The organism is Streptococcus oralis, assembly GCF_001075875.1.
In the GTDB taxonomy this organism is placed as follows: Bacteria; Bacillota; Bacilli; order Lactobacillales; family Streptococcaceae; genus Streptococcus; species Streptococcus oralis_I.
This window is the reverse complement of sequence record NZ_JUOS01000129.1, coordinates 1-6,951: the sequence shown is the minus strand read 5'-3', so window position 1 is coordinate 6,951 and position 6,951 is coordinate 1. Positions and strand designations below refer to the sequence as shown.

The following is a 6,951-nucleotide window of genomic DNA, read 5'->3' as shown; positions in this document are numbered from 1 at the left end:
ATTCGACCTCATTAGAAGATTTTAAATCTAAGGCCAAAGCTTTAGATCTTGTTGTTGATACTTCAGGGAAGGAAATAAAATATCGTTTAACTGACCAAGAACAAACAAGAAATGTTCGGGATCGTACTCTATCCAAAAAAGGAAATTATTCTTTGGAGAAAATTTCTGAGAGAGTAGTTGGTAACGAGGTGACCTTCTCTGTCGATGAAATTAAATCTGAATATGAAAAAATGGTTGCGGAACGAGAAGATGATTTTGAAATGAGAATCACAGTTGAAGAATGGCAGGTGATGGAAGAAACAAAAAATGGAATCTATCTTGAAATGGAATTTGGGATTAGAAATAAGGGAACAATTCTTATTCCAGCTCATCAGATTGAAAAAGCAGAAGATGGCTCTTATGAAATTTTTATCAGAAAAAATGATTTCTACTATTTTGTTAATCCTGAACACGCTGATAAGAATCGGTATATGAAGGGAGAAACAGTCGCTTCTCAGTTGTCGTATGATAATGGAGAAATGATTGTCCGGAAAAATCCGAAAATCTCTAGTTTGGATCAGCTTGTTCGTGAATATAATTATCTATCTGCTCATGGAGTTACAGAAGGACAGCAATTTGATGAATTGTTAAATCGTTTTGAAGAGGAACTGGAAGAAGTAGATAACTTGCTTGATAAACTAGATCAACGCTTGGGTGAGCTTAATAAAATTCAGTCTGCATTTCTTGCATTGGAATCAAGCGATCCTCAGGAAGTGAAACTAGCTATTGCTATTATGAAAGACTTGAGAGTAGATCCTAGCACTCGCAAATCTGAGATTGATAAACTTGTTAAAGAGGCAACCTTTGAGCGCCAGGCTTTGTATCAACGGGTAGAAGCAATTACAAAAGATTATAAGCTACATCAAGACATTGAGAAAAATGTGGAGCAGCGTAAGGAAAGAGAAACTTCATTGTAAAAAATAATTATAAATATAATTACAAACATAATTATAAACATATTGACAAATATAATTATAATGGTATAATAGAAATATAGAAAAAGGGATGGAGAAATAGAATGAAGATTATCACATTTGCCGCTATTAAAGGCGGTGTTGGAAAAACAACCTTGACATTTAATTATGGAGAATGGTTGGCTCGCAAAGGTCATAACATTCTCTTTATAGATTTAGACCATCAGTGTAATTTGACTCAGTGCTACAATATTTACGAAAGCAAGAATACGATTGCGAATGCCTTCAAAGGAGGTGACGTGGATATTAAGCAAGTCAAGGAAAATATCAGTCTAATTCCAGGATCGGTTCAACTTGACACGGTAGAACGAGATCTGGAGAATAGCGATAAGAAAAATATGCTACTTTATCTTTGGCTAGAGGATAACTACGAAAAGAAGAAGCTGGATCAATTTGACTATATCTTGATTGATTGTAGACCGGACTTTGCGACAGCTACTAAAAATGCTGTTGCAGTCAGTCATGCTATTATTAGTCCCTTGACTCCTTCAGAGTTTGGTTATAATGCCAAATTCAATCTATCAACTCGGTTAGAAGCATTCAGAAAGGATGTGATTGACTATCGTACAAGAGAATCATACATTACTGCTGAGTTATATTTCTTAGCAAATATGATCCGACCAAATTATGGATCATCAAGAGAATTACTGGAAGCCCTGGGACTTGAAGCTAAAGAAAAAGGAACAGATAACCTTCTAGGAATTGTACCAGCAAAAGAGTTATTCAATCATTCAACGATTGATAAGATCTCTATTGCAGATATGGAGGAGAATCCTGAGCTTTATCAAAAACACAAAAAGTTTTTCACTGAGCTGGAGCAGACTTTTTCAAAAATTTATGATACAATATAATTATATTTATAAACACAAATACAATTATAAATATAATTAGAAGGAGATTGTTATGGCATTCACACCAAAAGAAAAAGAGATTTCGCAGATTATCGAAGCAACTCACCAACCTGAGCAGATTTCAGAGGTAGCCAACTTTGAAAGTTTTGAACGCAAAAAGCAATTCCAGTTTACCTTGAAACCTAGCAATCGGAAAAAATTAGATAAGATTGCTAAAGCAGCCGGAGCAAAGTCTGCATCAGATTATCTTGATAGGTGGCTAGAAAGTTTACAATAAAATTTATAGTTATATTTATAAATACAAATATAACTATAAACTAAATTTCTTTGTGTTATCCGTTAACAAACTATCGTACATAATACATATTGTTCTCACAAGATAATTAAAGGAGAAACTAAAATGGAAATCAATAACGACATCAAAGACTTAATTTTGGAATATGTAGGACGATACTTCAGATATGAAAATGATTTCTACAAGCTGCCAGGGATCAAGTTCACTGATGCCAACTGGCAGAGATTCAAGAGTGGTGAGTTCTCTATCGAGAAGATGGGTGCTGCAAGAGTGAATGCTATGCTTGATCGCTTGTTTGAAGATTTTGAATTGGCAATGATTGGCAAGGCTCAAAATAAATATTATTTAAACAACTCACTTAAAATGAATATGACATTCCACGCTTATTATGACCAATTCAAGAAGCAACAACTTATTAAATGGATTGAGAATAGCCGTGAAGATATCATCGGTGGTGCAGGTAGAATGTATACTGCTGATGGTAACTGGATCTCTAGCGCTTATTTGGAAGTAGCTTTAGAAAGTAGCAATTTAGAAGATGGTTCATACATGCTTCAAATGCGATTCAAAAACTATTCTCGTGATCCAAGGCCTATACCTGCCGGTCGTCAAAATAGACTTGAATGGATTGAGAAGAATTTGGAGAATATCCGATGAAGGAGAATATAATTGGGCAGAGGTTCAATCGTCTCGTTGTCATAGAAGATGACGGGACGAGGTCTTCTAAAGGAGAAATCAAATGGCTCTGTCAATGTGATTGTGGCAAACTATATCACGTCCTCGGATATAGTTTAAGAAATGGTCGAACCAAATCTTGTGGGTGCTTGAATGAAGAGAAGAAGCATGAACGATATAAGGATTTAAGAAATACTGAAACAGATAATTTTAAGATTATTGATAGAGCTTACTCGAAAAATCAACGTGCTTACTGGAACTGCATCTGTAAGCATTGTGGTCAGAGCGTGATTCTCAATAGCAATCTAATTGGCCATCAGACCTCTTGTGGGTGTAGACGTGGAGCATCCAAGGACTATATGGACTCTATCCGAGATCCTGAGAGTCGAAAATCTACGAAACCAACTGCCAGGAGTAGCACTGGTGTTCGAGGAGTCTATTTCAACAAACGAAAGAAAAGGTATCAAGTATTCATCAATGTTGATAAGAAGCCAAAGTATTTAGGTAGCACCTCCTCTCTCGAAGAAGCTGCAAAAATGCGCAGGGAAGCAGAAAAGAAATATGGTTACAAATAACCCGTGAAAAAATCACGGGTTTTGCTACCCAAAATGATACCCATAATTATTGATTATGTCATTTTACAGCAATTTCAATGAACCTAGTTTGTTGATTTTCAAGATTTTGAAGGCTATTGCATAATAGTATTCTTTTATTTCAACAACGTAAACATAATTACAAATATATTATAAAATTATTTTAACTCATTGCTTTTGTTGCTAAATGAGTCATATTAGTTATGAGATGATACTACTGTTAACTACCTAAAGTCTGGTTTAATACCAGGCTTTTATCTTTGCTGACAAAAAACATTTGAACTCTAGAACTAAAATCTTTATACTTTTTTATTATGATTTTAGTTGGGAGTGTTTATATTTTGGATACAAAAATTATTGATGAAAGAGAATTTGTAGAGAAATTTAAAGAGAAAAATTTACAAGGATTTCATAAATTTGTAAGTGACTATGACAACTATATTGCTCCCACAATGAGAGCTAGAGGTTACAAATTTGTAAACTATGCTGAGAGAACCGTTACATTTACGTTTGGCCAGGTAACTTTTTCAAGAAGGCGCTGGTATAAGAATGGGAAATGTAGAATTCCAGTAGATGAAAAGTTAGGTCTGGAGAAACGTATTGCTTATTCCAAAGAATTGCTGTATCAGATCACTAAACTAGCTACAATGTTACCGTATCGAAAAGTTGTGGAAGTTATTGAACTAATGTACCAGGTTTATATTACTAAAGACACAGTGTTAAAAGCAATTAAACTAGCAAGTCAGTTGTTAAATGAAAAAGAAGATTATCGTTACTATAGTGATGAGGTAGTTGTCAAGAAAATTGAGGCACCTGTCATTTATCTTGAAGGGGATGGTGTTTGGATAAAGGTCAGTGGAAGAGAAAAAGAACAACAGAATAAAGAATTATCTCATTTTGTCATTCATACCGGAACGGAGGAGTATGGAAAGAGGAAAATTTTAAAAAATAAGGTGGAAATTGTGTCTCCCAATAATCGAATAGCAAGGAAAAGAGTAGTAGATTATATTTATAATCATTTTAAAATTACGTCAGATACTCTACTTGTGACTAATTCAGATATGGGGCACGGATATACTCCACGTTTATTTAAAGAGATATCAAATGATTTAGGAATAAAGCATCATCAACATTTTTGGGATCGATATCATCTAAACAAAGAAATAAAAAAGTTGGTCAAACCGTATTCAGTAGAGCTACTAGATCAATTTATGAAAGCTATAGATAGCCATTGTAAGCAGAAGTTGAAAACAGCTATTGATACTCTAGAGTCATTAGTTCTACTTAACCAGAATGAAAAGAAGATTGATAATTTTACTATTTTTAAAAATAGAATTCTTGGAAATTTTAAATATACGCAACCACCTGAACAGAGGAATTTAGATACAGCAAGTCTAGGAATTATGGAAAGTCAGCATCGTAAAATTAGTTACCGAATGAAAAATAGGGGGATGTATTGGTCTTTGAATCATGCAGATGCTATGTCCCATCTTATTTTGTTGTCTTACAACCAAGAACTCCGAGATTTATTTTTTGGTAATTGGAGAAATGAATATGAAAAATACCACTCAGAGGGAATGAGTGGTGCAAAAGTACGAAAAAAAATTGATCAAGCTCCAAGGAGTTTAGGAACAATTGTAAATGCTTCTTGGAAAGGCCGAAAACAGAGAGATAAACAACGTTTTGCAGGAAAAAAAATTAATAGATAAGATGCCATAAAGTCAGTAAACTATTGACTTATAGCGACAAATATTGTATAATAATCTTATCAATAAAAAAGAGGCACGCAGCAACGTACCTCTCATAAAGATAAACAATTGGGTCTTGTTTATCAGTAAGATTAATACTATCAGAAATTTTAGTAGATGTCAAGGCTGAGCAAGTAAAATTGTTTAGCCTTGTTTTTACATTTCCGTTTTTGATGTATTTTTTTTACTACCTCAAAAGAATAGACACAAACTTTTACTGTAAATTTCTTTACTTTTTTTAAGAAATTTGGTAAACTGTATCTTGTGTGTAATGGACGCACAAAAATACAGTTTATCCGCTGAGGAAGCTTCCTCAAGATTGACAAAGATAGGAGAATAAAATGAATCCATTAATCCAAAGCTTGACTGAAGGTCAACTTCGTACTGATATCCCATCATTCCGTCCTGGTGACACTGTTCGTGTACACGCGAAAGTTGTCGAAGGTAACCGTGAACGTGTTCAGATCTTTGAAGGTGTTGTTATTGCACGTAAAGGTGCTGGCATCTCAGAAAACTATACAGTTCGTAAAATCTCTAACGGTGTAGGTGTTGAACGTATCTTCCCAATCCACACTCCACGTGTTGAAAAGATCGAAGTTGTTCGTTACGGTAAAGTACGTCGTGCGAAATTGTACTACTTGCGTGCTCTTCAAGGTAAAGCAGCTCGTATCAAAGAAATCCGTCGTTAATTCGACCAAAAAACTCTGCTCATTCGGCAGAGTTTTTCTCTAGCTCCCTTAGTTCAATGGATATAACAACTCCCTCCTAAGGAGTAGTTGCAGGTTCGATCCCTGCAGGGGGCATTTTTAGTAATGTAAAGAAAGACAAAGAAAATTCAAAATGTTTAATTGAAGGCAATTATCACCAGTTCATTTTTAAAAATAATTTAGTATTTTTAATTTTTTTGACCAAATCATGACCAAATTTTGACCAAAAATTATATTTTGTTAACGGCTAGAGAATAAAATGGATCATGAAAATGTCTTTGATTTATAGTAGTGTTAAAAAAGGACTTCCTTTATTGGAATGTCCTTATTTTTATTATGGAATTGACAAATGAGGTTAAGGTTCAGATGGATTGTTCAGGACGGTTTTCAATTCAGGACAATATTTACTTACCTCAAATTCAATAATCTCATATTGAGCAATCTCATTTTGATAGAATGGATCGTGTGTAATGATTTCTTGAACGGCTTCTTTATTTTTAGCTCTCATGAGAATGATACCGCCGGTTCTTGGATTTTTTCTTCCAGATGCGATAAAAAGACCTTTTGTATAATACTGATTTAAAAAATCTATGTGTTTTTCTAAGTGTTTTTCAACTTCATCAAGGGACTTTATATAGGTAAGATTTACAATAAACATAAGTTACTCCTTTAAAATAAATGATAAAAAGATTATAATACTTTATAAACAAGTTGTATAGTAGGCACATTTTTGTAAGGAGAAAAAATGTTAACAAATAAAAATTGGAACTGCAGTATGTCTCAAGTCTTAGATGTAGTTGGTGGGAAATGGAGGATGAATATATTATGGGTTATAAACAAGCATAAGAAAATTCGTTTCAATCAATTGAGAAGAGAAGTTGAAGGGATTACAACTATCAGTTTGACACGTGGATTAGATGTTTTAATAGAGAACCAATTGGTTGAGAAATATGATTATGAGTCTTTGCCTCTTCATACAGAATATGAGTTGACAGAAAAAGGTAAATCACTGATGCCGATTTTAAAGGACTTGAATCAATGGGGAAAAGAATGGTTGCATTAAATTTTC

Annotated in this window: 9 protein-coding genes and 1 tRNA gene; 9 read left to right on the top strand and 1 reads right to left on the bottom strand. The window is 33.9% G+C overall.

The annotated features are described in order from the left end of the window. The 8 genes from ADM33_RS07305 to ADM33_RS07270 form a co-directional block, all read left to right on the top strand. A partial coding sequence (locus ADM33_RS07305; RefSeq protein WP_049504157.1) for a helical hairpin domain-containing protein occupies nt 1-956 on the top strand: 956 nt, incomplete at its 5' end. A gap of 101 nt (nt 957-1,057) precedes the next feature. Then, the gene (locus ADM33_RS07300; RefSeq protein WP_049504155.1) at nt 1,058-1,864 is read left to right on the top strand and encodes a ParA family protein; all 807 of its coding nucleotides are present in this window, start codon (nt 1,058-1,060) and stop codon (nt 1,862-1,864) included. A gap of 52 nt (nt 1,865-1,916) precedes the next feature. Beyond that, nucleotides 1,917-2,141: a hypothetical protein gene (locus ADM33_RS07295; protein ID WP_049504152.1), complete on the top strand. Its 225-nt coding sequence runs from the start codon at nt 1,917-1,919 to the stop codon at nt 2,139-2,141. A 123-nt stretch (nt 2,142-2,264) separates the two neighbouring features. Then, complete coding sequence (gene acrIIA6 / locus ADM33_RS07290) at nt 2,265-2,816, top strand: anti-CRISPR protein AcrIIA6 (protein WP_049504150.1); 552 nt, start codon at nt 2,265-2,267, stop codon at nt 2,814-2,816. Beyond that, complete coding sequence (locus ADM33_RS07285) at nt 2,813-3,409, top strand: AP2 domain-containing protein (protein WP_049504147.1); 597 nt, start codon at nt 2,813-2,815, stop codon at nt 3,407-3,409. Before acrIIA6 ends, ADM33_RS07285 begins: the two co-directional genes overlap by 4 nt. A gap of 359 nt (nt 3,410-3,768) precedes the next feature. Then, the gene (locus tag ADM33_RS07280) at nt 3,769-5,136 is read left to right on the top strand and encodes an ISLre2 family transposase (RefSeq protein ID WP_049504145.1); all 1,368 of its coding nucleotides are present in this window, start codon (nt 3,769-3,771) and stop codon (nt 5,134-5,136) included. A 380-nt stretch (nt 5,137-5,516) separates the two neighbouring features. Then, on the top strand, nt 5,517-5,864 hold the full coding sequence (gene rplS, locus ADM33_RS07275; protein ID WP_001068670.1) for a 50S ribosomal protein L19: 348 nt from the start codon (nt 5,517-5,519) through the stop codon (nt 5,862-5,864). A 42-nt stretch (nt 5,865-5,906) separates the two neighbouring features. Next, nucleotides 5,907-5,978: transfer RNA gene (locus ADM33_RS07270), tRNA-Arg, on the top strand. A 259-nt stretch (nt 5,979-6,237) separates the two neighbouring features. Here the strand turns inward: ADM33_RS07270 and ADM33_RS07265 are convergent. Next, complete coding sequence (locus tag ADM33_RS07265) at nt 6,238-6,540, bottom strand: YciI family protein (RefSeq protein ID WP_049504144.1); 303 nt, start codon at nt 6,538-6,540, stop codon at nt 6,238-6,240. Nucleotides 6,541-6,627: 87 nt separating this feature from the next. Here ADM33_RS07265 and ADM33_RS07260 point away from each other — a divergent pair, with 87 nt between their 5' ends. Then, complete coding sequence (locus ADM33_RS07260; RefSeq protein WP_080982707.1) at nt 6,628-6,945, top strand: winged helix-turn-helix transcriptional regulator; 318 nt, start codon at nt 6,628-6,630, stop codon at nt 6,943-6,945. The last annotated feature ends 6 nt before the right edge of the window (nt 6,946-6,951 follow it).